Origin of the sequence: Claveliimonas bilis, from assembly GCF_030296775.1 — a bacterium.
In the GTDB taxonomy this organism is placed as follows: Bacteria; Bacillota; Clostridia; order Lachnospirales; family Lachnospiraceae; genus Claveliimonas; species Claveliimonas bilis.
Genome location: NZ_AP027742.1, coordinates 1228060 through 1254539, shown reverse-complemented (window position 1 = coordinate 1254539; position 26480 = coordinate 1228060). Strand labels below are relative to the sequence as shown.

Below are 26480 nucleotides of genomic sequence, written 5' to 3'. Positions count from 1 at the left end.
CAAATTCCCCTAATAATTCATTAATACTTGTTTCAAATAAGGTTATTGGTTATAAACATTTTCATAACGCTTTAATTCCCCAACACTTTGCAAGTATTGGTCTTTTTCACGTTATATACTTACAAGATAACTCGTACTATACACTCAACTTTATCAAATATCATATTTGAAAATTTTATTTATATATTTTGTAAGCAAAAGATAATTTATCGCTTGTAGCGCCACGCGATTTTACCGCAATGTCGGTAATTTGGGTCGCTGCAAATTTCCCCTTGTTATTCATCCAAATCAACACTTCTCCAATCTTTACTTCTCTTGTTCTGCTAGTAAAATCAAATTTTGTAAAATCTTTATTTTGAGGTAATTCAAAGATTTCATCATTAAATCCAATCAAACTACCCCCATCTTTATATCCATATATGGATTTTGCTCCACATTCACTCCATCTTGTACAGAATTCGTAATCACCACTACCAATAACAAACTGTCCACTATTATTCTTAAAATTGAAAGACACATTACCAATCATATAGCCTTTTATCGTGAATTCTTCTATAATTCCATTCGCCCATTTTCGGAACTGAACCGCTCTCGGAGAATCGACCTTATTTCCCACAGCAATAATTGCTTTTAAATTACAATGATTTGTGTTATAGCTCTTCCCATCTGAAGCAGTTATTCGAAATTTTCGAATAACTGAATTCTCATCTAATTCTTCATCAGCAAATATCTTCTTCAGATGATAATTAATCGTGTGAGTTTCCACATTATAAAGAAGCCCCATCATTTTCTGGGTCAGCCAAACATTTTCGTCAAAATATATAGCATTAACATCGCTTTCTCCTGTAGCAGTAATAAACGTCAAATACTCTGCTGCCGAAGAACGCACTATAGATATTTCTTTTTTCTTTTTCATATTCTTCACCTTTAAATTCAATACTACAACGTTGTTCAGAAAAATTCCTTAAACTTGCCGTAAGGCTGCACTGCCAGAGTTTTTTATGAGTCATAATAAGGGTTGGTTTTCAGTTACAAAATAATGTTTGCCATTGTAGGCATTTTCCCCGAACTGGCAACTTCCAAAATGCCTATCGTTAATCGTCTTCTTTTTATCCTCTCTGTCTCTTCGCACATTATAGCAAATATACCGGTAAAAGTATATAGGACTAACGGCAAAAAAAGTACAAATGTTCGAATGATCATTTGTACTTTCTGCTCTTTCTTACTATTGTTGTCATGCTGCTGTTAATTATTCTCTTTCTTCTGATTCTTCCACATCTCAACTATAAAACGCCATCTCGCAGATGCAGGATGGCGTTTCTTTAAACTAACAGTCTGTTCCCTTTTTCGCATAATTCATAAATTTCTTCATATTTCTCTTCTATCAGCGGCGCTACTTCTTCTGTTCGCTTCCGCAATATTCTCCGGTAAAGGAAATACGGAAATATCCATCCGAGAAATCCCGGCACCGCAAGAACGATACACAAAGCAATGTGAGGCGGCTGTGCTGTCACTGCAAAGGTGGAACCTCCCATAAAGACTGTGCCTATTACGGCCAGTATAAGCGCATATGCCGTTGCCTGTGAAGTTTTGCTTTTTTCTAATGTCTTTATGTCCTCCACACACGCTTCAAAATTTCTCTGTAATCTGGTAAGCTCTGCCTTATTGACGATTTTTCGGTTTCGTTTCAGCCGGATCACAGCTTTTTTGCCTGCTGTATATTTAGCGGAACTTCGTTCCAGCAGATTTTCATCCAACTCCCAACCGAAATTTTCATACCCATCTATTAAAAACGATGCCTGGCTGCTTTCTGCAGTCAGCTCTTTGTATTCATAGCCTACAAATTGTTTCTGCCGGACTTCGTTTGTCTGCACTAATTTTGATTTCGCCATTTTCGATTCACCTTTCTATTCATTTTCCTTGTTTCATTTGACAGTAAGAAAATAACTCTCCATTGTTAATTTCATGTTTCTCTTATGTTTCTAAAATATTAATTTCTTGATCATTCGAAAAAATAATCTTTTCCCCAAGAGGACAACAGGCAGAAGAAAATATCCTCTTCTCCCGCCCGTTTCCTTTTTAAAAAGTGATATTATCCTCTTTGATCCTTAAAAGGCTGCAGTTTCTTCTTCAGCCGGTGCATCCTCTGATACACGGCGTCTTCCGACAGCCGCGTAAGCTGTGCGATCTCCCTTGTAGAATATCCCTGAATTTTCAGCAAAAGAATTTGCAGCACACTCTGATCCAGCGCAAGCAGTTCATAATATAAATTTCTGCTCTCGATTTCATTAAGAAGATCCAGAACAGTTATAACCTCAATATCCTGTTCCTTTCCTGCCGTATTTTCTATGTACTCTGCCATTTCATTAGAATGCACATAAAAGCGCCTGTCAGAATTAAACTCTATACGGTCATACGCACGGATTTCTGCTATGATCTCTTCAGCAACGCCGTTCTCCCGCATGAGCTTTTCTTCTTTTTCTTTCCAGATCTGCCATTTTCGTTCTGCTTTTCCATGATTGTATCCCACTTTTTTTCTCCTTTCCTTAGTCTCTTTGCATCCAGACTAAAAAGGCGGGGCACGGCTTCTTCTAAGCACTGCAGACTCTAATCGGATTCCGGTAAAAAGCAGCAAAAAAAAGACTGCAACGGTTGAAAGGCCATTGCAGTCATGAAAAAGAAAACTTCTTTTATCTATTTTTTTAATATCCACTTTAAACAAGAAAAAGCAATATAAACAATTGAACTCAAACAGAGTATTTCTGCCAAATTCCATCTTTTTAATGTCCGGCCCTTTGATGATACTATATAACCCTTACATTGATCAAAGTGTCTTTCTTATATTTTAGACAACAGAGGGGATAGTTTGTCAAGTCTATCCTCTTCAAAATTCTACATTTGTTTTTCAGCCGGTTTTTTCCTACCTAACAAGACGCAAGTCTCCACATGATATGTGCCCGGGAAAAGGTCAATGCACACTGCTCTTTCCATCTGATAGCCTCTTCCCTGCAGCATTTCCAGATCTCGGGCAACGCTGGTAGGTTTACAGGCAATGTACACGATACGTTCTACTCCGAAACCGATGATCTTCTCAAGGGCCTTGGGATGCACGCCGTCCCGCGGCGGATCCAGAACGATCAGATCGGGAACCTCTCCTAATTCATCAATGACCTTCAGTACATCTCCAGCCCAGAAACTGCAGTTATCAAGGCCGTTTAAAGCTGCATTCTCTCTGGCAGCCCGTACCGCCTCTTCCACAATCTCCACGCCGACTACTTTTTTTGCCACCGGTGCCAGAATCTGTGCAATCGTTCCTGTACCGCTGTAAAGGTCAAAAATCACTTTATCTTTTGTTTCTCCCACATAATTTCTGGCAGCCTCATAGAGAACTTCCGCTCCCAGAGAGTTTGTCTGGAAGAAAGAAAATGGCGTAATCTTAAATTTCAGTCCCAGCAATATTTCATAAAAATAATCCTGACCGTACAAAATTTCTGTACCTTCATCTTTCACTACATCAGCAAGACTGTCATTGGATGTATGCAGGATCCCGGCAATTTTCCCTTTCAAGCATCCTTGTTTTTCCAACTCCACCAGACGATTGGCCCAGCTTTCCAGGTCTGCCTGATTCTGTGTGGTCGTCACGATATCTACCAGGATTTCTCCCGTTTTTGCTGCTTTTCGTACCAGAAGATGACGGAAAAATCCTATATGTCTCATCCGGTGATAGTATGGAAGCCCTGTCTCTTTTGCAAACTCCAGCGTAGCAGAAAGAATCTGGCGGAAATCTTCGTCTACGATCCTGCATTCTCCTACATTGACAATATCATGAAAACTGCCTCTTTTATGCATGCCAAGAGCCAGAGGTCCATCCTTATATTCATCTCCGAAAGAAAATTCCATCTTATTTCTATATGCTTCCTCCACAGGTGAAGGGAAGATTCCATCCCACTGAAATTCATGGTCTGCCGCCTTTTCCAACATCTCATGGACCTGCTGTTCTTTCAGCTTCAGTTGATGTTCATAGGGCAGATTCTGGTAAGTGCATCCCCCGCACTGTCCAAAATGAGGACACAGAGAATCTTTCTCCAGTGAAGATTTCTCTGTTACTTCCAAAAGACGCCCTTCTGCCTTACCTTTTCTCATTTTGTTGACAGAGCATTTGACTTTCTGACCGGGAACTGTATTTTTTACAATGACATACTGCTCCTCTTCCGGCACATAAACCTTTCCTTTATTGGGAAACTCTATCTTTTCTACAATTCCTTCTACTATCTGTCCTTTTTTCATTTCTGCTTTCTTTCTCCTTTATCTGTTCCTGAAGCGGTCACCAAGGTCTCGAGCACACCCGGACTTTGACCCGTCACCGTAACAAAAAGAAAGACAGAACATAGTGTTCTGTCTCTTCTCCTTTTGGCCCTTATACCTGATCTTCCTCACTGAAGAAATCGTCATCGAAATCATCGTCAAAATCTTCTTCAAAATCCTCCAGGTAATCTGGGGTAAAGAAACAATATACTGCATATGCAATTGCTGCCACTGCTGCGATCGCTCCTACAATGGCCAGTACCCACAGCACTGTCTTTCCGCGTTTTTCATCATCATCTTTTTTCCGAATCAGCTCATTCAGTTTTGATGCTGCAATAATATCCTCTACTTTGCTCATCTTTCCTACACATCCTTTCTTATGCCCGTCTGGCTGGTATAGATTTAATATATTTTATTATAACACCATCTGCGCCATATTACTACTGCTTTTCCCGGGAAATTTTCTGAAAAATCCCGGTATAAGTTTTTGTACATTTTTATATTTTCTGCAGTTTTGCAAATACTGCAAACATTTTTTTCGTTCCGGCCGTATCAAATTCCACAGTCACTTCATAATCTCTTCCGCCTTCTACAATGGAAGTCACAATCCCTTCTCCAAATTTGACATGACGTACTCTGTCGCCCACATCATAGCCGGGACCTTTTCCTCCTGCAACTTTAAACTGCTGTACCGGCTTTGGCGCAGTGAAGGGCTTTGACCGAAAAGACTGCCTTGCCTGCTGCCACGGCTGCGGTTTTTCTTCTTCCCTTTCCTCTTTTTCAAATTTTATTCCCGTTTCCAGAAGTTCCATAGGAATCTCTTTTAAAAACCGGGACATTTTATTGTACTGCGTTTCTCCTCTTACCATACGGCGCTTTGCGCAGGTTAAAGTCAGATGTTCCTTAGCCCTTGTGATTCCCACATAACAAAGCCTTCGCTCCTCCTCTATCTCCTCCGGGTCGTCTGCCGTAATGGTCATATAGCTTGGAAACAGCCCATCTTCCATACCAGCAAGATAAACCTGTGGAAATTCCAGTCCTTTGGCACTGTGCAGCGTCATCAAAACAACATAGTCGCTGTTCTCATCCAGGCTATCCACATCCGCTACAAGAGCAACCTCTTCCAGAAAGCCGCTTAAACTCGGTCTCTCTCCCTGTTCCTGGCAGGCCTCCTCATAAGCGGCTATTTTATTTTTCAGCTCATCGATATTTTCAATTCTTGCTTCCGCCTCGATTTCCCCTTCTGTTTTCAGCTCTTCTATGTACCCCGTCGTTTCCAGGATCTCATCCAGAAGCTGAGAAATACTGATCTCATCAGCCCTGGTACGGAAATGTTCCATCAAAGCCGCAAATGACTCCAGCCGTGCAATCCCTCTTCCGATTCCCGGAATCAGATCTGCTCCCAGCAGAGCCTCATAAAAACTGATATCTCTGGCAAGGGCATATTCCTGCAGCCGGTTTACACTGGTAAGTCCGATCCCTCTTTTGGGAACATTGATAATACGTCTGACCGCAAGGTCATCTCTGGCATTATCAATGGTCTTCAAATAAGCAAGCAGATCTTTTATTTCCCGCCTTGCATAGAAATTAATGCCGCCCACAATTTTATAGGGAATATTGGCCGCTACAAGCTTCTCCTCCAAAAGCCGGGACTGAGCATTTGTCCGGTAAAGGACCGCATTATCATTATAATTGCACCTTCCGTTTTCTATGTTCTCTTTTATATCGCCCACAATATATTCTGCCTCGTCATAGGCAGTGTCAAACTGACGGAAGGTGATCTTTTCTCCCTGACCGTTATCCGTCCACAATGTCTTTTCTTTTCTGCCTCTATTGTTTCTTATCACTGCATTTGCCGCATCCAGTATCGTACTTGTAGACCGGTAATTCTGCTCCAGCTTGATCACCCTGGCATCCTCAAACACCTGCTCAAAATTCAGGATATTTCTGATATTTGCTCCCCGGAATTTGTAGATAGACTGGTCATCATCACCTACTACACATAAATTCCGATATTTAGCTGCCAGCAAACTGACAAGCTGAAACTGTACCGTATTGGTATCCTGATATTCATCGATCATAATATACCGGAAGCGCTCCTGATAATAGTCCAGAACCTCCGGCTGTGTCTGGAACAGCTGCACCGCTTTCAGAAGAAGGTCGTCAAAATCCAGTGCGTTATTTGCCCTCATCTGTTTTTCATATTCCTCATAGACGGAAGCTATTTTCTGCCTTCCGAAATCCCCTTCTGACTGCAGCCGGTATTCTTCCGGAGTAATAAGCTCATTTTTCGCCGCTGAAATAGCTGCCAGAAGATTTCTCTCCCGATAAACTTTTGTATCAATCTGAAGACGTTTGCACACATCCTTCATCAATGTTTTCTGATCGTCTGTGTCATAAATCGTAAAATTTGTATCGTATCCCAAGCGATCAATGTGGCGTCTCAAAATCCTCACGCATGTAGAGTGAAAAGTACTCACCCAAATGCTTTCCGCCCCAAAACCAACGATCTGATCCACCCTTTCTCTCATCTCGCCGGCCGCTTTATTTGTAAAAGTAATGGCAAGGATATTCCAGGGATTAATTCCTTTTTCTTCTATTAAATATGCAATCCTGTGTGTCAGCACGCGGGTCTTTCCCGATCCGGCGCCTGCCAGGATCAAAAGTGGTCCTTCTGTATGATATACCGCTTCTCTCTGCGGCCCGTTCAGGCTGTCATAAATACTCATACTTTCTCCTTAAAATGATATTTTCACGTTACGCTTCATCATACCATACTTTTATTTTTCTTTCCAGCCTTGACTCACACCGCTATAGAATTATATTTGATGTGACAGCATTCTTATGCTATACTATGTACTAACACTGAGATAGGGTTGAAATTTCTACTCCATGTGTTTACACTGCGCTGATTTTTGCGCAAGAAACCGAGGTGATCAGATATGAATATAAATGAATCTGCGGAAAATTATCTGGAAACGATTCTTATCTTAAGCAAATCCCATCCTGTCGTCCGCTCTGTGGATGTTGCTACCGAATTGGATTTTAAAAAATCCAGCGTCAGCGTGGCTATGAAAAAACTGCGTGAAAGCAATCACATTCAGGTATCACCGGAAGGTTACATCACTCTGACGCCATCCGGACGGGAAATTGCTGAATGTATCTATGAACGTCATCAGCTGATCTCTTCCTGGCTGATCCGTCTCGGCGTGGATCCCAAGGTAGCTGTAGCAGATGCCTGCCGCATGGAACATGTCATCAGCGCCGAAAGTTTTGAAGCGATCAAACGCCATATTGAATAAAGATCTTCACTGTTATCAGCAAACACAAAACCGGTAAAGATTTCGTTCTTTACCGGCTTTTTTTATTGCCCGTTTCGACAATATCTTTTTCTCTCTGCAGTAATTTTCTTACATATTCCAGATCCTTGGACGTATCCACTGAAAGACTTTCCACCTCTTCAAGCACAATAAACTGCAGATGTTTTCCGTAATCCAAAAAACGCAGTGTGTCGATTCCCTCAATCTTCTCAAAAGTCCCCGGCACAGAATTTTTATAAAAGTCCAGCATCTTCTTATTATATCCAAGAATCCCCACATGTTTGTAATAGGTAACATCAATGGATAGAAAAGGGTTGGGGATTGGCGTTCTCGACATGTAGAGTGCCCGGAGGGATGAGTCAAACACTACTTTAATATTGGAGGGATCCAGCACCTCTGCCGGAGATGCCACAGGTGCAATAATATTGGTGCCAAACTCCTCCTCTGTCGGAATAGTCTCTGGAATCACAGCGTCAATATATTCCGGACGGATCAAAGGTTCATCACCGTTGATCTGCACATAGAAGTCTGCCCCAATCCTTTCGGATACTTCCTGAAGCCTGCTGGCTGCATTGCGGTGAGATGTTCCGGTCAGAACTGCCGGAATCTTCCATTTGCTGCATTCTTCCATAATCCTCTCATCATCTGCCGCTACCAGAACCTGATCTAATCTTTTTGCCTTTATTGCCTTCTGATACACCCACCAGATCATCGGCCTTCCCTGGATATCCTGAATGGGTTTCCCCGGAAGCCGGGATGCTCCATATCTGGCCGGTATAATTCCTGCTGTCCGCATTATGCTTTTCCTCCCTTTCCCGAAAGCGACACAAAAGACATCTGCCTGAGATGATTCCCTCTCTTGTACGCCGCCATTGACATTATATTTTATATAAAAGGACCTCTTCTTTATTCTCTCTCCTTGTGATCGTTCTGCTTCCAGGGTGAAAGGCAAATTTCTCCCCTGCATATCTGGCAAATCCGTTTTCTACTCTTTCTTCCAGATATTTCACCGCTTCCTCCGGTTGATTCAGATCAATTCCGGCCATAATATCCGGCCCGTAATCCCACCATTTAACCTGTTCCAGCTTTTCGATCACTTTATCTGAAAAGCGTTTCCGGATCGTTCTTGCAGGCACGCCTCCCACAATCGTGTAAGGCTCCACATCCCTTGTCACCACTGCCCCCGCTCCTACCACGGCGCCGTCTCCGATGGTCACTCCCCTCAAAATGACAGCCCGGTTACCGATCCAGACATCATTGCCGATGACGATCCTTGTCTTTCCTTTCAGTTCATGCTCTTTTTGATAACGCACAATCTCTTCCAGAAAACCCTCCTGACTGCACAGACTGTGGAAATTCCGGTTCCAGCTGTTGTCCATATTCTGGAAAAGAAGATGGGTACTGATGGATTCAACGGGATGAACGGCGCCTCCCATGATCACTTCTGAAGCAAAAAGGGCGAATCTTCCAATGGATTCGATAAACCTAAGGCTGCTGTTCTGATTAAAAAAAGAAAATGCTCCGATCTTCTCCGCATCAATCTTCACTCCGGAACAAAATCTCACGGGAGCCTCCAGCACACAATCCTTTGCAGAGGCATAGCAAATATCTGTATCTTCTCCGGTAAGTGTAACCCCCTGGCCGTATTCTGTTGGAAAATAAAATTTTGAATTGATAAGCATGTCTTCATTCCACCTGTCTCTTTTTCCTTACACACCGACGTCGGTATGCTCTGACTGTCCGAAATTTTATCCATTTTCCGGGAACTGGTAAAGCAGCGTCTTTTGATCCATAAGTTTACTGTAAATACAGCAGTATCCGTCTTTATACCGGATTTTCATTCCTGTTTCCATCGGAAGGATCGGCGTTATCTGATCCTTCTCTTTCTCCAGGATTTCCAGCACTTTGTCAAAATCTGCCCTTGCAAAATCTGCCTTCCCAAGAAGTCTTTCCCCATAATCCCACCACCGGATCTTTTTCAAACGTTCTGTCTCTTCCCTGCTAAAGCGATATTCCCATATCTTTGCCGGATTACCATAGACAACCGAGTAAGAAGGTATATCTTTATCAGCAGCGGTACCGGGTAAAAGGATAGCTCCATCGCCAATAGAGATTCCTTCCGCCACTACTGAATGGGCACCGATATAAACATCGCTCCCTATCCGGAGTTTCTTCTTTGCAGTTGATCGATACACCTGTACAGGAACCATAAATTTTTCATACCAGGGCAAAGCGCGCCCCTTTACAAAATAAGAGGTACTGATACGCTTTCCCGTTTCTGCCAGTTCTGCCCCAATGCTGCAGTATTCCCCTATTGTGACAAAACGTCCCACCGATTCTGTCCGCAGGATACTTGTTCCCCTTCCGATAAAAGTCCCCATACCGATAAATCCGGCCTCGATCTCTGCTCCATCACCAATACACACCGCTGCCTCTATATCTACCCGGGGACATCTTCTCTTATGACCGATCCTGCAGTCTCCATTTACTGTGACTGCCCGTCTTCCGTCAGGAAGCATAAGAGCCTGACTACGGTTCACCCACATCTCTTTTCACCTTTCCTTCCAATACGGAAATTTTACTCTTCAGCTCTTTTTCCCGTCTGATATATTCCAGAAGCCTTTTTTGAGTTGCCTCCAGAATCCCTTCCAGCATACGGATTTTCATCTGATCGTCATTTAATTTTTCAATAGCAATTTCCTCTTCCAGATAAGGAAGCTTGATCTCTTCCCAAAATTCTGCTGCCATTTCTTTTATCTCTTCCTTTCCTGACTGAAAAAATATTGTGTGCTGCCTTTCCCCTTCCCGGACACTGACAGGGATCATCTTCTCAAAGCTTTTCATCCGGTACCCTTTCTTTTCATTGAGATACAGGATACCTTCCGCCCCCTCTTCTCTTTCTTTCCCGCCTATTTCTCCTTTGATTCTCACATCCTCTTCTTCCAGATCTCCTGTAAAACAAAGACATGGGCCTTCTGCCTTTTCCCGACTTACTGAAAATTTCCCCGAAAATTCCGGACAAAGCTCTGCCAGGTAATGAAGCTGAATCTCATTGACTCCTGATACACATATATGGTATATTCCCAGATGGTCCGCCAGCCGTAAGGCTGCATAATAAATTCCGTCATACACATAACTTGTCTCATAGGAAGGTCCGAAAATAATATGCTCCTTAAATTCTCCCCGGATCTGATTGACCCCTGTAGAACTTACGGTGCAGACGCTGTCCGGCATCTTCTCAAACACAAGGGGCAGAAGCTCCGAGGGAAAAGTCTCACGGATCACCTCCGCCTCTGGAAAAAGCCGATGATAGTAAAGAATATCATCCGGATGCGTTTTAATGATAACTTTCCTGTCTCTTAAATAATAAGCAAAGAGGTGACGGTAAATACAGATCTGTCCGTCGTAGGGAATCTGCCCCAAATTGGCAAACTGCTGGGTCAGAAGAAGCACTCTGTCCTCCCTCCCTTTTTGAAAAGGAAGGGTAAAAATATGCCGGATGCCTTCTTTTTTCTGATCCGTCAGACTGTGGAAGTGTTCCATAACCTGAAAATCTTCCGCCTTTTTGTCATAAAATCCCTGTTCCTGGGCTTTCATATCACAATATTTTTTTGTAATCATGGAATTTTGATGATCGTACAGCCGATACTTTTCAATCAATTCATATCTGGCAGGTGAACTTTTTCGATGAATATCAGCCAGAATCCAGGGACGGCTTAAGGCTCCGCTTCCATCCTCAAACATTTCAAAGGGAATCCCTCGAAAAGCCATATATACCTGCAGGTAAGTATGGATGCCTGCTGCCAGTATTTTTTCAAAATCCTCCAGAGCATACGGCAGGCTTACCTTCAGTTCTTCTTCTACCTGACGTATGATCTCATCCTCGCTCCCCCTGTATCCGCCAAAGCGGAACAGATATACTTCGTCAAAAAAGCCCTTTGTCTCCAGTTCCCAGTATTTCGGCATCCTCTCCCGGATATAGGTTCCCAGGATTAAGATACATTTCTGATCTTTATAAAAAACCTGTCTGTGAACCATACATTCCAGAATCTGGTACGACGACAGCGCCTGATATAATATCATGATCCTTCCTCCCATAATCCTGCTTTTTTCATTACCTCTGATACTGATTCCATCACAGCCTCTTCCCCAGTAGCAAAAAGGTCTCGGCCAAAGATATAATTTCCGAAATATTTTTTCAGCCACAGAAGATTTCTGGAAAAATACTGAAACGGCATATAGGCGTCATGACCGGATATATCCAGCATAAAGGGAAAATCCCGGAACCTTTTCTGATACTCCTTTACAAAATCCAGCGTTCCCTGATGGATCTCCCGGTTATGGCAGTAGTTTTCCACTTCCGGAATGTCATAGAGAAACTTCCCCTGCTGATCAAAGCCAACGAAGGTGGGAGTGCTTGACTGGGTGAGTATCTCAAAAAAGAAAGAATTAAGTTTCTTGTTTTCTTCCTGATGGGTGTCGTGGAGTCCCTTATTGTACATATTGGAAAAGATGTACGTTTCCACTCTTTTCCTCTGCATCATCCCGGCCATATAAGTGTCATTGACATTTCTTGCAGCTGCCAGCAGACAGTGGATCCGACAGTCCATCCCGTATGCCTCCTCCACAAGATACTTGACCTGAAGCACATTGTTGCCGGACCATCCTACATCTACTACCGCTGCCTTTTTCGCATTCTGGATCTTTCTCTCCAGATAAGAACGGATATAAGTATCATCGGCCTCATAACAGCTGCATACTTCATCCCAGTGATCCAGCAAAAGCTCCCTTAATACTTTCTCATTTCCCGGCGTCAGAAATTCTTCTCCCTTCAGCCGGTAATCCGGCAGATATGCTTTTAGTCTTCCAATACCGGTCCGCTCCAGCAGCGTCCCTATCATAGATTTATACAGTGCATTGGCCTTATGATGAACGATCTGCAGAAGGTAAGGATGCCGGTTCTTTCTCACTGTCGTTTTCACCACCGGAATCCTGGACCAGAGAACATACTCTGTGGGGATGTCCGGATACATTTCCTGAAAAACTTTCTGATAAATATCCCCTTCCCGCGCAAGGAACAGGACCTTCTCCAGCTCATGTTCCCTGACATAACGGGCAATCCACTGGCAAAATCCCATGCAGTAAAACCCGGTATAGACAAACCCCACTTCATAGTAAGGGGTAAAACTTCTCCTTCCGCTGTGCAGCCAGGCATTAACGATCCCACGATAAGCGCTCCCCGCAAGATAAGACATATCCTTCGCCCGGTATCTCCTGCCCGCCTCATTGACATTTTGATAAAACCGGGCGTCAATTCCCTTTTTCCGGGCTGATTCCAGATCAGATACAGGATGATCCCCCACATGAACGATGGTTCTGCCCGCATACTTCTTTTTCAGCACATCATAGAGTCCCCCGTCTCTTTTGGAACAGTTATAGTCGCAGGATACAATAATTTCGTCAAAGCCTTCATAGCCGCAGCAGGAAAGGAGTTTCTCCATTTTGGCAGCAGAAAGATACATATCCGACAAAGCTACCAGGATCTTGCCCTGTTCTTTGAGTATATGAAAAACTTCCAACATGTAGGGATTCCCGTAACACAGGCGGCATTCCATGGAAAATTCAAGTGCTTCACCTTCCTTCGGATCGATCCCGGTCTCGTCCGCCACAAGATCATAGATTTCCTCCAGTGTCACTTCCCTGTTGCCCCTTTTTAAACGGCTGTTCTGCCTTGCTTCTTCCTCCGCACTTCGCCTGATCTCACAGAAATCCATAATATCAAGCTCCTCCCCTTCCAGAACAAAGAGGTCGTAAGAGTGCTCAAAGGGACGGAAGATCAGCGTGTCAAAAACATCGAATGAAATGACTTCATAGGGCATCATCCCTTTTGCAAGATGCATAAAGCTGATCCGTCCATCGCCGGCTGATTCGGCCCCTTTCTCCGGCAGAGGGCCGCTGTTTCCTCCCCTGTATTTTTCTGCCGGCGCCATCACAGAAACAGGGATGGAATAATCATGGTATTTCTTCCCGTCCCCTGTATATTTCAGCTTGTACTCATAGGACATTCCCCCGCTGATCTTTTCATCCATATATGAGTCCTTTTCTGTCTGGATCAGAAATATATACGGTTTCCCTTCCTCCGCGCGGTAGAGATTATAATGAATAGCCCCCGGCGCCCTTTTCCAGGAAATTCGGATTCCTTCTCCTTGTTTTGCCTCCGCTGTCATAATCCCTGCCGCCGTATTTTGATTTCTGTTTTTTCCTTTTATATCTGAGGAACCATTTTCTTTTTCCAGCTTTTGGGACAATTGCTCCATAAAGTACAGTTCTTTATTCTGTACGGCAGATACGGTCAGAACCTCTGAAAATTCGCTGTAAAATCTGCCATCCAGGGAAACCTTATATTTAAGGAAATACATTTTTCCATTTCCCATTCCCTGCAGGGTGCATACATGATGCTTTTCTTTTTGTAAAAAATGGTATTTCACCCCATCTGTAGAAAGATAAATATTGTAGCACACAGCACCCGGCACCCACTCCATGCGAACCTTTGCACTGTCCTTCTTTTGTTTTACAAGGACAAACGTATGGATCCGGTTTTTCTGACTGTTCCGGTATTTCCAGGACAATCCCAGAAGCACAAGCCAATGTTTCCATCTTTTCTGCTTATGCTCCTCTAAATGTCCACGGACATAGCGCTCATATTCTTTTTGTATTCTCTCATTTCGGCGGACAATCCTGTCATAAAACCAATCCTTCATACTGTATTCCCCTTTTTTCCAGAATCATCTCCACAAATTCACGTACTGCTCCTTCCCCTCCTTTGCTGGAAAGTACAAAAGGACAGAAGGACTTGATCTGTTTCGCTGCATCCTGGGGACAGACAGCCGTCCCTACGCATTTCATTGCCTCCAGATCATTCAAATCATCTCCAATATAGGCAGCCTCCTCCGGGGTAATCTTTTTCTCTTCAAGAAAGCGGACAAGGAACTCTTTTTTATCCTTTATATTCTGAAAGACCTCCCGGATGCCAAGCTCTTTTGCTCTTCTCGAAACACACATGCTCTCTCTTCCTGTCAGGATCACAGTCTCAATTCCCGCCTGTCTTGCAAGGAGGATCCCTGCCCCGTCCTTAATGGAAAACTTTTTCATTTCCTCTCCCCGGCTGTCCAGATAAACCCCTCCGTCTGTCATCGTGCCGTCCACATCCAGGATCAGATACCGGATCATATCCAGCTTTTCAAGTACCTGCTGCATTTAAACCGCCTCCTCGTATTGTGATGGAGTCAGGAACAAAATCTTGATTTTCTTCTGCAGTTTCCGGATCTCTCCGGCAATCTTCCGGTTATCTCCCTCTCTGGCATTTTGAAACGCCCCGAAATATCCTTTCATATAATCTTCTCCTTCCGATGTATATCCGTCAAACCCTGCAAGTGCGGCTTCCTTTACTTTCAGAAGGCTCATCAGACGAAGGAGCATAATGCCGCAGTTTTCTGAAGGCTCTTCTCCTTCCATGGCAAGGCGCCGGTAATTGATGACATCATCTCCCGGACGAACGCCTTTTGTAATGTTAGATGTAAGAATCACATGGATATCCTGTTTCCGAAGCGCCTGATACTCCGCAAAACGTTTTGCATTGCTGAAAAAGGCAAAGCCGCCTTCCTGCTCCGCAAAATAGAAATTTGCTGACACGATGATTGCCTTTTGGGACCTGATATAGTCTTTCACCTTATCCCACTGATATTCGAGACTTGTCCCCGGAGCCAGCAAAACTACCGCACGGCCTTCAAATATCTGTTTCAGACTGCCAAGGGAAGCCTGATCTGACACAGTCTGATTTTTATATTCTTGATACAGCTCTTCAATACAAGCCGGATCAAAGGCACTTTTTTTGTTTTCCGGCAGCATTTTTAAGATCTGATGCATGTCTCTTGCGGTGAGGGTTCCTTTTGACAGCAGATATTCGGCATAATTCCGGTGGAGATTATATTTTGCTGAGATGAAATATTCCGCCATGTAACCCCAGGGTTCCCTGCTCTTGATGGGAGTAATATACTCCTCGATGGCATCCAATACCGGATCAATGTCATAATCTTTCCCATAACTTCGGTTCATATAATCCATGATCAGTTCCAGACAGAGATTCCCCGGTACCCGCCCCATTCCGTTTAAAGAAGCGTCCAGAACGCAGTTTCTCCTTGGATCCTTCATCTCCAGAAACGTCTGGGCAAGAAGGAAAGACTGGGCCATGTTTTCATGGAGGTGAAGGCCCAAAACAATCGCTTCGTCTAAATTGTTCTCACAGAGAGAATAAATCCTCACCAACTCTTTTTTTGTCATGGAACCAAAGGTATCTACAATAGAAAATCCGTAAGGTTCCAGATTGCTGACTTTTTTCAGAAGCTTTACCAGCTCCTGATCCCGGTAACCCATAATATTGATGGGATTGATAAAAAGCTGGTAGCCTTTTTCCTTCACCTTTCTGCAGAAATCCAGTCCTTCTTCCACATCATAGTCATGGAAAGTAACACGCACTGCGTCCACAGTCCCGTCACACTCTTCCAGATTTCGTATATCATACTGATTGTGAAGGGCCATAGCTACAAATTTTGTATTTCCATGGCTGGAAGGAAGGACTTTTTTCAATTCTCTTACAGAATGAAACAAGGTACGGTCAGGATCATAGGTACAGTTCCTTAAAAATCCCACCTCCACCAGATCTGTTTTGGCCTCGATCAGCCTGTCAATGATACTTCGGATCGTCTTTTCCCCAAAATTCCAGTCGTTGATGTACCCTCCGTCCCTTAACGTACAATCCAGCAGTCTAATGTTTTCCATGTCCGTCTCCTTTCTGATCTCCGGTGTCATCCTGCTCTTTTTCCTCTACCCCTTCCGCATTTTCTTTCTGAAACAGAATGCGGACAGTGAGAAACAAAAGGCGGATATCCAGCCGGAGTGAATATTGATAAATATAGATCAGGTCGTATTTTATCTTATCTTCCGGGCCCGTATTGTATTTCCCGTATATCTGTGCATATCCTGTAAGACCTCCCCGCACTTTCAGCCTCTCCGTAAATTCCGGGATTATTTTTGCATACTCTTCAATAAACTCCCGCCGTTCCGGTCTTGGACCTACCAGAGACATCTCTCCCCGAAAGATGTTAAAAAGCTGTGGCAGCTCGTCAAAATGAAGATTCCGGATTACTCTCCCCACCTTTGTAATGCGGCTGTCATATTTTCCCGCAAGCCTTGGCCCGTCCTTTTCCGCATCCACATGCATACTTCTGAATTTCAGCATGTCAAATTCCCTGCCGCCCTTTGTCACTCTTTTCTGCCTGTAAAATACGGGACCTCTATCCTCAAGCTTAATACCAAGTGCGATCAGCAGCATGACAGGAAGGGCTGGAACAAGAAGAAGGAAGGATACTATCACATCCTCTGCCCGCTTTATCACCTCCTGCTCCCTTGTGAGGCGACTTTGGCTGCATCGGAAAAGTACTTTGTCATAAAGCCGCCGGATCGTAGTATTTTTGATATAAATATCTGTCACTTTTGGAATACTGTAGCATTCCCGGTCCATCCGGACAGCGGTTTTCATAAGCTCATTTCGCTCCTGACAGGGAATATCTCCAAGGAAAACCGCCTCACATTCTTCCATCAGTTTCATTGCTTTTGGGATTCCCTCTCTAAAATGCATAGATTTTGTAATTTGAAAGTATCCGTTGATCCGGTTATTTTCCAGAACAGTCTCAGGCATCCTCTCTCTGTTCCCGTAAATAAAAAGAGCTTTCTTGAAGGACTGTCCCTTCAGATAAATCCAGAAAAAGAGAACGGCCCACAGGATACCTGACATGACCTCTAATAAAGTCAGTGTGAAAAAATATGGAAGTATGGCTTCAAAAGAGAGCGTGCTGACTGTATACATCAGCAGGGCAAAAAAGAGATTTGCACACAGAGCGCCGAAAAACTGCCCGTATACAAGGTCAAGGATCCTCCTTTGCTCGATATTTCCGGCCTCCAGCATCAGATAAGATACTTCCAGCATCACCATATACAAAAGAGTGACCGGAAGATAACGCTCTTTCCAGATTTCCCGCATTACTTGTGCCGATGCCAGAAAATACAGGGCGATAAGCATCCCCTGAGTCAATATTTTCCATGCTCTAAATGTATTGTGTCCTTTCCTCATTGTCTTATACCTGCGGTTTTTCTTTTCTTTCACTGGGTATCTGCGCTGGTGTCCCAGTCAAACAAACGCTCCAGAGCTTTTCTGACCTTTTTATCCTGTAAAAAAGGCAGCAACGGTGCATAGGCATCTCTCCCCTTTATGATTCCCCTTTCTCCTGTAACAAATTCAGGAAAATATTTTCTGTAATCCGCCGTAAAATCTAAAATCCCTCGCTGAATCTGCCGTATCTGCTTTCCGTGAGCCTCTTTCTTTCCATAGCGAAATCCTACTTTTCCATTCTCGTCCAGGCAAAAGCCTTTCAATGTGGGGGAATCCGAAGTAAAAAGAAGCTCCATGTACAGATTATGCTTCCGGTTCAGGTCGTGAAATTTCCAGAGATCTCTGTTTTTTGTCTGTGAAAAAAGATAGCTCGCTATCATTCCATCAAAAAAGAAGCTCTCCGACGTATCCGGTCTCGGATTGTGACAGGTGTTTGTACCTGCCAAAAGGCCATACACCTTGCAGGAAAGTCCAAATTCCTCTCTTAAGAGATGCGAAATCCCCAGTGCTCCGCTTCCGGCCCAGCCAATATCCACTACGGCAATCCTGCTATGATTCCCCGCAAGGGATGTCAGATATTCTCTGGCAGCCTCTTTTTCTTCCCGGTAGGCTGTTTCCACCTGCTGCCATCTTCTTTTCAGACAGAAGCGGCATCTTTTGGCAAGGGGAAGATCCAGCCGGGTATCGGCTCTGCATCCCAGATCTTTGCAGACTTCCAAAAGCATATGCTCCAGCTCCATTGCCTTGAAAATTTCTGCCATGGAATAGCCCTGTCCTGTTTTCTGGAAAAGGAACCTTTCAAAAAAATCTTCCTTCCATGCGCTGCTAAGAATCCGTGCCGCTGCTCCCCGGGACCAGAGCACATAGACTGTCTCCTCCCCGGGGTACAGACAATCATAGATTTTTTTCAGAATTTCTCCATCTCTTGCCAGAAACCAAATCTGTGAAATCTCTTTTCTCCTGACAAAATCATGGATAAACTGGCAGTATCCAAGAGCCAGGATCCCTCCGTACACATAACCGTATTCATAAAAGGGAGAATAAATCCTGCTGCCGTTATGAAGCCGGATATTCACCATTCCTCCATACATACTGCCTGTAATGACCGACATATCCCAGGGGCGGTATCTTCTCCCCTGCATCTGGATATTGGGATACCAGAACGTATCCCATCCTGCTCTTTTTGCCATCGCAATGTCACTGTACCGATCATCCCCGATATGGAGGAAATTTTTCTGCCCTGCAAGCTCCGCTTCCACCTTCCCGTACATCGTCCCCTCTGCTTTCGTGACTCCCCACCGGGATGAAACAAAACAGGCATCCAGCCCTCCGAATCCCTTTTCTAAAAGCAGACTCTCCAGAAATTCCTGTTCCAGATACATATCGCTGACAGCGATCACTGTTTTCCCGGCTTCTTGAAGCTTCTGCGGAACGCCGGCAAAATAAGGATTTGCAAAACAGTATTTCCGCTCCATGTCCTTTTCTTTGTCTATCCCTTCTTCCGCCGGGATTCCGGTCATCTTTTCCAGAAGATCCCAGATTTCCGCAAGGGTTACTTCCGCCTCTTCTCCACACTTTTTTTTCCTCTGCCTGGCCTTTCGCTCCGCTTCTACCCGAAGCAGCCGGAAGTCAGGGCAGGAAAAATGCATCCCTACCAGATAAAAAAGATCTGCCGGTTCCGAAAACGGCCGGACAAGCAGCGTATCAAATACATCGAAGGAGATCACGTCAGCAGCCATCATCTTTTGTTTCAGCGCTCTTTGATCCATGCGCCCCGGACAGGCTGACTCCTGAAGCTTCAGTTTCTTTTTCTCATAAGTCTTTCCGGAAAATCCGCTGTCATCTCTGCCGCCCAGCACATAATACCGGATATTCCAAAAAAGAAGGGCGCACCAGCTAAGAAGCTGTCCCTTCTTTCCGCCATACGTCTTCCTCATTTCGTGATACCGCTTGCGAATACCGGGAACCCGGTTTACCAGCAGTTGGTAAAGCCATATGCGCCCTGCGCTTTTCATCTCTTTTTCTCCTTTCCATACTCCACATAAGCCCGGCAGACTTCCCCCGGATTCCCGGTCATTTTCTGCTCTCCTTTTTCAATCCACACCGCCCGGCTGCAGTTTTTCAAAATTGTGTCTGTAGAATGAGAAACGATCAAAACGGTTGCCCCGCTGTGTATCATCTCTTCGATGCGTCTGCCGCTTTTTTCCTTAAAAAACAGATCTCCCACGCTTAACACCTCGTCCAGGATCAGGATCCCAGGCGTTTCTCTTACCGTGGCAATGGCGAATCCCAAACGGGATATCATACCGGAGGAAAAGTTTTTTATCTTCTGTTCCATAAAGCCCTCCAACTCTGCAAACTCCACGATCTTTCTATATTTTCTCCGGATAAACTCCCTGCTGTATCCCAAGATCGCACCATTCAGATATACATTTTCTCTGGCGGTCAGTTCCCGGTCAAAGCCGGTCCCCAGCGTAAGGAGCTGAACCTGGCTCTCATCTACCTGTACACTTCCTCCTGTAGGGATCATAGCGCCGGAAATGATCTTCAAAAGGGTACTCTTCCCTGATCCGTTGGTTCCGATAATTCCCATCACTTCCCCCTCATACACATCAAAACTGATATGATCCAAAGCTTTGAGTGTACGGTAGCGCCGTCTGCCTGCCGCCAGCTGCACTGTAAATTCCTTCAGACTGGAAGCGCTTTCTTCCGGTACTTTAAAATACATACTGACGTCCCGAACAGAAATAACCGGGCAGCCTGCCTTTTTCTTTTCCTCTTTCATGTTCTCTTTCCCCTCCTTTTATTATAAATCCCCATGTCCGCATACCCTTTTACAATTTCTGTATGACTTTGCTCTGGCTTTTCTGAAATACAAATTTGCCTGCCCCGTACATCCCAATCCCCCACACAAAAATCCGAATCATAACAGCTGATCGGGGTAAGGTTCCATAAAGGATGCAGTCTCTGGCCGCCGCAATGAAATTATAGATGGGATTCTGCCAGATCAGCCGCTGCATAGTCTCCGGCAAAAGTTCCAGTGGATAAAAGAGAGCAGAAAGGTACATCCAAAGCGTCAGGAAAACTGAATACAAATGCCGCACATCACCGAAAAACACATAAAGCACTGACAGCAGATATCCCATGCCAAGAGAAAACAGGAAAATAAAAAACACGATCACAGGAAACAGGAAAACTGCTGCCGACAGGCGTATTCCAAAAATCAGCAGAATGATCCCATAGGCGATAAGGGAATAGAGGAAATTGACAAAAGCTGTATATGCCCTGGCAAAAGGAAACACCTCCCTTGGAAATTTCACCTGCAGGATCAGAGCCTGATTATCCGCAAGAGCTGTCATGGCTGTATTGGTGGCCGTAGTAAAAAAATTCCACAGGATAAAACCTGTCAGGTAATAAACCGGATAATTTTCAATGGATTTTCGGAACATGGCAGAAAAGACCAGAGACAGAACAGCCATAGAAAGCAGAGGGCTTAAAACACTCCACAGGATTCCCAGCCTGGATCTGCTGTATTTTCTTTTCAGTTCCCTGGAAACCAGTTCCTGTATCACAAAATAGGATTGCTTTCTCATTTTTTCCGTTTCTCCATGATCTGCTTTTTGATGTAGAGGATGTACTTATACATCCGGTTTTGCCAGAGATGCCATCTTATCCTCTTTCCTCCAAGTACAATGCTCCCCTCCATCCAGGCGCTTTCCTTTACCGGTTCTTTTCGGATACCGGTCATAGATGCTCCTCTGGGCAGTACGTGACTGTTTCGGATCTCTTCTTCTGTCAGGGGAACAGCGATCTTCTGTCCCTCTCCCCTGACGTCATCATTAAACCAGAGATTCCCAAAAGCCTGCGCCTGTTCCTTATCAGGTCTGCTCATCAGATCTGCCATCTTTCTCTGGATCACATCAGGATCAAGGATCTGCCACAGATGCAGACGGTCCGGAAGTTCCAAAGCTTCTTTCTGCGCCTCTTTTTCTACTGCGTCTGCAATGATTTCCAGCGCTTCTTTATTTTTCACTTCTCCCGGCTCTCTGACCGGTTCATATCCCCCGGACGTTTCCTTATATCCCAGCGTCATCTGTTCCGGTTCGCTGAACATGCATTCAAACAAGCTGTTGGAAAAATGTACTTTTCTCTTTATCTTGCCGAATGGTCCGAAATAGTATGCATGATAATTCTCTTTTTTCTCCCCCTCCGGGATATGATAAAGGCCGAAATAATATCCCGTCAGTCTCCCCCTGTAGCCGGCTGATTCCAAAAGGATCCGAAGGGTCATCTGCATACTTCCGGTCCACCCGCTGTCCGCCACCGCCCAGCGCACTGCATCCATAAGTCCCTCTGCCTTAAGATACCCGACAGCCGCGTCATATGCTTCCCCGGCATGAATGTTTACATATTCCCAAAATTTTTCCATGTCCAAAAGCTCTCTTTTCAACATCTGGACTTCTCCATAGGACAAGATCCGGTCCATCTCTTTTTGTCTTCCCAAAAGTCCGGCGATTTCCCCGGCCTCCTCATCGGTCAGCGCTGCCCTTTTTAATACTTTCTCAAGGGTCACATCTATTCCTCCCAGGCAGATCTGTTCTGCCGCCTCCTTCCCGATCAGATGAAAAGACGGGATCCGAAGTGCATATCTGGAACACCGAAGATACCGGCACTCTATTTCAGGTTCTCTTCCCCGGCTTAAAATTTGTGCCGCCCGGTACATCGGATATCCGTCTCTGGCAAGAAAATAAATCCGCCGGATATTCTGTTCTCCGGCGGATTTCAAAACCCATTTTACAAATTCTACAAATGCAGGAGCCAGTATTGCTTCAGAATCCCGGCTGATGATCTCGGCATGGGTATGGGTACTCACCGCTTTGTCTCCTTTCCTTAAGCACCGCCTGCCCTCCTGCCTGACAGCGTTTCAGCCCCCGGTATATGATACCCGGGATCATCCACACCGCCAAAGGTTTATAGCGGTACATCCATGCTTTTGCCCCGTTCAGTCCAAGTGCCGCAAACCCAAGGCGGCGAAGCCTGATCTCATCTATTCTGTAACAGAGCCGCCGCTTCCTGTAACTTCCTTTGTCCTCCCGGTAGCAAAACAATTTCTTCTGAAGATTATACCCACGGCAGCCGAAAATATGCAGGCGCATAAAAAGTTCATAGTCCTCGCATCGCTTTGTTTCATCTGACACATGATAATATCCGTGCTTTTCAAATACGCTCTTTCTGAACATCACAGAAGGATGAATGTAGGGTGAAGAAGAAAGAAAACTCTCTTTTTTCGGAATTTCAGGCATTTCTCTTACGCCCCACACCCCATCTTCTCCTATGAGAAAAGCGCTGCATCCCACAAACTCATACTCTTTGTGTTCATCCAGAAAATGCGCCTGTTCCTTCAGCCGGTCCGGCAGAGAGATATCATCACCGTCCATCCTTGCAATATACTCTCCCTCCGCCTCCTGGATACACTGATTCAGGCCATAGGCAATACCGCGGTTTTCCTTTCCTTCCAGACAGCGGATCCTTGAATCCAACATTTCAAGACTTTTGATCCTCTCTTTCCACTCTTCGGATGAACCATCATCATAGATCAGAAGTTCCCAGTCCCTTTCACTCTGTTCCAAAATAGATCTGGCCGCCGTCTCCAGCTGGGAAAACGGCTTTGGATTGTAAACACTCATGATCACACTGACTTTCCTTCGATTCATGTTCCTTGCTTCCTTTCCCAATGCTTTTGTAAATCATTTCCATTTTTGATTTTGACTGTTCTGCACTAAATGCAGATGCAGTTCTTACTGCTGCTTCTTTCATGGCAGACAGTTCATTTCCCCGCTTTGCTTTCCTTTCTATCTCTTCGATCGCTGCGCGAAACCCTTCCGTTTTTCCCGGGTCACAGAGGAACCCGTTTTCCCCATGCCTTACATATTCTCTTGTCCCTCTGTTTTCCGCTGCCGCTACCGGAACAGCGCAGGCCATTGCTTCCAAAGCGGCCATTCCCAGTCCCTCTCGCTTAGACGGAAACAGGAAGAGATCTACTCCCTGTAAAACAAAGGGCAGATCCCGGCGAAATCCCAGAAAACAGACGATATCATCCAGTCCCCTTCTTTTTACCTCTCTTTTTAATTTAGATTCATAAGGTCCTGCACCGCATATCACATATTTTATTTGGGGAAAATCCTTTTCTTTCCTCCATTGTTCCAGAAGTTTGAATATCACCCTGTGATTTTTATTTTTATCAAGAAGGGCTGCTGTCATAAGGCACAACTCCCCTGACCCGACTCCAAGAACTTCCCTCGCTGCTTCTCTTTGCTCCTGTTTCGGACAGTACTTTTTCAGATCCACCCCTACTCCCGGTATAGCGGCAAGCTGTCCATTCTTTTTCAGATGAAATGTCTCTGCAATGTTTTTATCTTCCTGGTTAATTGTGATCAGCGTATCCGTACATTTCGCCAAAAATTTTTCCGCCGGATAATACAGAAGCCAATTTTTAAGAGGCGCTCCCTTATAAAAGTGGAAACCGTGAGCGGTGTATATCACATGCACCTCTCTCCCGGACAGATGAGCTGCCAGTCTTCCCAGCACCCCTCCCATAGGATTGTGGCAGTGCACGATGTCAATCTTTTCTTCTCTTATAATTCGGATCAGTTCTTTGAGAGCCTGCATATTCCTGCCGATCCTATAAGGAGATTTTTCTATTGTAAGGGGATGGCATACAATCTCATTTTTTTCAAAAAATTCCGCTTCAAATTCATAAGCTTTTATCTGAAAATTAGAAGCATAGTGAAGGCTGGCTCCTTTTTCTTTCCATATTTCTACTGCGTTTTTTTCAAACTGATATAAAAATCCGCTGACAGTTGTCACAATCAGAACTTTGCGTCTCATCTTTCTTCACTCCCTGCTTTTCCAGACAGTCCTGTCCTTCCCCTTTTTATTTTTCTTTTTTGCTCCGATGTCAGTCTATCATTTGTCCGCTGTGATTTCCTTATGGTTTTGCTGGAAATAGATGCGGATTCTGGCAGAAAAGGGGTAACCCACAAAGTCTTTTTCAGGAAAATTTAATTCATGCCAACAAAAAGCAGCCGGCCGTAACTGGCTGACTGCTTAAATATTTTCCCTCTCTTTGCAAAGGGCAATTAATGAAAATAATGATCTCCAATGCGGATCCCATAGTTTCCGTTTCCAAAAGAAAGACACCCTCCTACAGGATTGCTGCCTGCCATGGCATCTGCCGCTGCCTGCATGGCGCTTTCCGTATAACTCCGGCTTTGCAGAACGCTGTCCAGCCATCCTGTCATAGCAGGACCGAACTGTCCGGACTGATAGATAACTTCTCGAATGGATCCCGGATAGACTCCGCTGTTTACCCGATTCATCACAACGGCTCCAACTGCCACCTGGCCTTCATAAGGCTGATTTCCAGCCTCGCAGAATATCAGCGCTGCCAGAAGTCTTTGATCTTCCTCCCGCGCTTTTCTTGCTGCTTCTGCAGCAAGCCTTTCTTCCTCTGCTTTCCTTCTGGCCTCTTCTTCTGCCTGAATCTGTTTCACCCGTTCCTCTGTTTTCTCTACAGCAATCTGCTGCACGGCTTCTGTCACCTTTTTTGCCACTTCCTTAGAAGATGCACTGTCCGGAAGATCATCTTCCAGCGAAGTCGCCCCGTAAATCACCGGTGTCTCCCCTTCCGGCGACATAGCAAAACTGGTAAATCCTGCCGTATTTACCGCACAAAGTACGGCGAGTACCGTAAAACGCAATCGTCCTTTTCCCTTTAATTTCATATACTCCTACCTCCTGGTTTTGTAACATTCTTACATTTCTATTATTTTTTATATGCATTTTATTTCTTCTATATTACAAATGTTACAAAATTATTACGCCGGGTATTGTACTATAAGATTTCCAATCTGTCAACTTTTTTATTTCATTGCCATCTTTTCCTCGATATGCTAGACTGAAAAAAAGTACATTTGCCGGAAAGGAATATATCAATTATGAATTTTGACTATCTTATTTTTGATGTAGACGGAACTTTGTGGGATACAACTGAAATTGTTGCAAGATCGTGGAACTATACACTGGAAAAACTCAGATTTGAACGTCAGCCTTTGACTGCCTCTGATCTGAAACAAGAGTTTGGAAAACCCATGGATATCATTGCAGCTGACTTATTTCCTCAGCTTCCTGCTGCAAAAGGAGAAGCGCTGCTGGCAAAATGCTGCCGCCGGGAACATAGATTTTTGGAAAACGCCAAGGAAAGTTTTCTCTATCCGGATGTAGAATACGTTTTTTCCCGACTTTCTTCCAATCATAAGCTTTTTATCGTAAGTAACTGCCAAAGTGGTTATATTGAATTGTTTCTTAAAAAAAATAATTTGCGGAACTATATCACCGATATAGAATGCTACGGAAATACAAAGAAATCAAAAGGAGAAAATATACGGCTTTTACTGAACCGCCATCCCTCCGGCACTGCCTGCTATATCGGCGATACTGCCGGAGACTATTGCGCATCCAAAGAGGCCGGAGTTCCTTTTATTTTCGCTTCTTATGGATTCGGAGATGTTCCCGAGGCTCAAATACGTATCTCACATTTTTCTGATCTTCTTACCTTGTTTCAATAG

23 protein-coding genes are annotated in these 26480 nt (G+C 44.4%); 2 read left to right on the top strand and 21 right to left on the bottom strand.

Annotated features, from left to right (window positions below; translation table 11 throughout):
* Nucleotides 1-175: 175 nt before the first annotated feature.
* The 6 genes from R2J37_RS06125 to pcrA form a co-directional block, all read right to left on the bottom strand.
* A complete protein-coding gene (locus R2J37_RS06125; RefSeq protein WP_316266657.1) occupies nucleotides 176-916 on the bottom strand; it encodes a virulence RhuM family protein in 741 nt (246 codons plus the stop codon).
* 406 nt (nucleotides 917-1322) lie between these two features.
* Nucleotides 1323-1892, bottom strand: a complete 570-nt coding sequence (locus tag R2J37_RS06120) for a hypothetical protein (protein WP_316266655.1) — start codon at nucleotides 1890-1892, stop codon at nucleotides 1323-1325.
* A 200-nt stretch (nucleotides 1893-2092) separates the two neighbouring features.
* Nucleotides 2093-2530 carry an RNA polymerase sigma factor gene (locus R2J37_RS06115; protein WP_316266653.1) on the bottom strand — a complete coding sequence of 146 codons (438 nt, stop codon included), beginning with the start codon at nucleotides 2528-2530 and terminating at the stop codon, nucleotides 2093-2095.
* A 362-nt stretch (nucleotides 2531-2892) separates the two neighbouring features.
* The gene (rlmD, locus tag R2J37_RS06110) at nucleotides 2893-4287 is read right to left on the bottom strand and encodes a 23S rRNA (uracil(1939)-C(5))-methyltransferase RlmD (RefSeq protein WP_316266651.1); all 1395 of its coding nucleotides are present in this window, start codon (nucleotides 4285-4287) and stop codon (nucleotides 2893-2895) included.
* Nucleotides 4288-4417: 130 nt separating this feature from the next.
* A complete protein-coding gene (locus tag R2J37_RS06105; RefSeq protein ID WP_230106603.1) occupies nucleotides 4418-4663 on the bottom strand; it encodes a DUF4366 domain-containing protein in 246 nt (81 codons plus the stop codon).
* A 139-nt stretch (nucleotides 4664-4802) separates the two neighbouring features.
* Nucleotides 4803-7034, bottom strand: a complete 2232-nt coding sequence (gene pcrA, locus R2J37_RS06100; protein ID WP_316266648.1) for a DNA helicase PcrA — start codon at nucleotides 7032-7034, stop codon at nucleotides 4803-4805.
* Nucleotides 7035-7247: 213 nt separating this feature from the next.
* Between pcrA and R2J37_RS06095 the strand changes: the two genes are divergently transcribed.
* Complete coding sequence (locus R2J37_RS06095; protein WP_230106605.1) at nucleotides 7248-7607, top strand: metal-dependent transcriptional regulator; 360 nt, start codon at nucleotides 7248-7250, stop codon at nucleotides 7605-7607.
* 49 nt (nucleotides 7608-7656) lie between these two features.
* Here the strand turns inward: R2J37_RS06095 and kdsB are convergent, their stop codons facing one another.
* The 15 genes from kdsB to R2J37_RS06020 all read right to left on the bottom strand — a co-directional run bounded on the left by kdsB (nucleotide 7657) and on the right by R2J37_RS06020 (nucleotide 25637).
* The gene (gene kdsB, locus R2J37_RS06090) at nucleotides 7657-8421 is read right to left on the bottom strand and encodes a 3-deoxy-manno-octulosonate cytidylyltransferase (RefSeq protein ID WP_316266646.1); all 765 of its coding nucleotides are present in this window, start codon (nucleotides 8419-8421) and stop codon (nucleotides 7657-7659) included.
* Between the two features lie 82 nt (nucleotides 8422-8503).
* Nucleotides 8504-9307, bottom strand: a complete 804-nt coding sequence (locus R2J37_RS06085) for a CatB-related O-acetyltransferase (RefSeq protein ID WP_230106607.1) — start codon at nucleotides 9305-9307, stop codon at nucleotides 8504-8506.
* A gap of 66 nt (nucleotides 9308-9373) precedes the next feature.
* A complete protein-coding gene (locus R2J37_RS06080) occupies nucleotides 9374-10165 on the bottom strand; it encodes an LbetaH domain-containing protein (RefSeq protein ID WP_316266644.1) in 792 nt (263 codons plus the stop codon).
* On the bottom strand, nucleotides 10155-11708 hold the full coding sequence (locus R2J37_RS06075) for a polysialyltransferase family glycosyltransferase (RefSeq protein WP_316266642.1): 1554 nt from the start codon (nucleotides 11706-11708) through the stop codon (nucleotides 10155-10157). Before R2J37_RS06075 ends, R2J37_RS06080 begins: the two co-directional genes overlap by 11 nt.
* Complete coding sequence (locus R2J37_RS06070) at nucleotides 11705-14386, bottom strand: hypothetical protein (protein WP_316266640.1); 2682 nt, start codon at nucleotides 14384-14386, stop codon at nucleotides 11705-11707. Before R2J37_RS06070 ends, R2J37_RS06075 begins: the two co-directional genes overlap by 4 nt.
* Nucleotides 14367-14882 carry a KdsC family phosphatase gene (locus tag R2J37_RS06065; protein ID WP_316266638.1) on the bottom strand — a complete coding sequence of 172 codons (516 nt, stop codon included), beginning with the start codon at nucleotides 14880-14882 and terminating at the stop codon, nucleotides 14367-14369. The genes R2J37_RS06070 and R2J37_RS06065 overlap by 20 nt, the downstream gene beginning before the upstream one ends.
* Nucleotides 14883-16463 (bottom strand): aldolase catalytic domain-containing protein, encoded by a 1581-nt coding sequence (locus tag R2J37_RS06060; RefSeq protein ID WP_316266636.1) that lies wholly within the window; start codon nucleotides 16461-16463, stop codon nucleotides 14883-14885.
* On the bottom strand, nucleotides 16450-17847 hold the full coding sequence (locus R2J37_RS06055) for an exopolysaccharide biosynthesis polyprenyl glycosylphosphotransferase (protein WP_316266634.1): 1398 nt from the start codon (nucleotides 17845-17847) through the stop codon (nucleotides 16450-16452). Before R2J37_RS06055 ends, R2J37_RS06060 begins: the two co-directional genes overlap by 14 nt.
* The gene (locus tag R2J37_RS06050) at nucleotides 17844-19868 is read right to left on the bottom strand and encodes an HAD-IA family hydrolase (protein ID WP_316266633.1); all 2025 of its coding nucleotides are present in this window, start codon (nucleotides 19866-19868) and stop codon (nucleotides 17844-17846) included. The genes R2J37_RS06055 and R2J37_RS06050 overlap by 4 nt, the downstream gene beginning before the upstream one ends.
* On the bottom strand, nucleotides 19865-20638 hold the full coding sequence (locus R2J37_RS06045) for an ABC transporter ATP-binding protein (RefSeq protein WP_316266631.1): 774 nt from the start codon (nucleotides 20636-20638) through the stop codon (nucleotides 19865-19867). The genes R2J37_RS06050 and R2J37_RS06045 overlap by 4 nt, the downstream gene beginning before the upstream one ends.
* 49 nt (nucleotides 20639-20687) lie before the next feature.
* On the bottom strand, nucleotides 20688-21446 hold the full coding sequence (locus R2J37_RS06040) for an ABC transporter permease (RefSeq protein WP_316266629.1): 759 nt from the start codon (nucleotides 21444-21446) through the stop codon (nucleotides 20688-20690).
* The gene (locus R2J37_RS06035; protein WP_316266627.1) at nucleotides 21443-22726 is read right to left on the bottom strand and encodes a hypothetical protein; all 1284 of its coding nucleotides are present in this window, start codon (nucleotides 22724-22726) and stop codon (nucleotides 21443-21445) included. The genes R2J37_RS06040 and R2J37_RS06035 overlap by 4 nt, the downstream gene beginning before the upstream one ends.
* Nucleotides 22683-23567: a glycosyltransferase family 2 protein gene (locus R2J37_RS06030; RefSeq protein ID WP_230106618.1), complete on the bottom strand. Its 885-nt coding sequence runs from the start codon at nucleotides 23565-23567 to the stop codon at nucleotides 22683-22685. Before R2J37_RS06030 ends, R2J37_RS06035 begins: the two co-directional genes overlap by 44 nt.
* Nucleotides 23470-24741 (bottom strand): glycosyltransferase family 4 protein, encoded by a 1272-nt coding sequence (locus R2J37_RS06025; protein WP_316266625.1) that lies wholly within the window; start codon nucleotides 24739-24741, stop codon nucleotides 23470-23472. Before R2J37_RS06025 ends, R2J37_RS06030 begins: the two co-directional genes overlap by 98 nt.
* A 251-nt stretch (nucleotides 24742-24992) precedes the next feature.
* The gene (locus R2J37_RS06020) at nucleotides 24993-25637 is read right to left on the bottom strand and encodes a cell wall hydrolase (RefSeq protein ID WP_230106620.1); all 645 of its coding nucleotides are present in this window, start codon (nucleotides 25635-25637) and stop codon (nucleotides 24993-24995) included.
* A gap of 213 nt (nucleotides 25638-25850) precedes the next feature.
* On the opposite strand from R2J37_RS06020, the gene R2J37_RS06015 reads away from it, so the two are divergent.
* Entirely contained in the window at nucleotides 25851-26480 is a 630-nt protein-coding gene (locus R2J37_RS06015) for an HAD family hydrolase (protein ID WP_230106621.1), read from the top strand.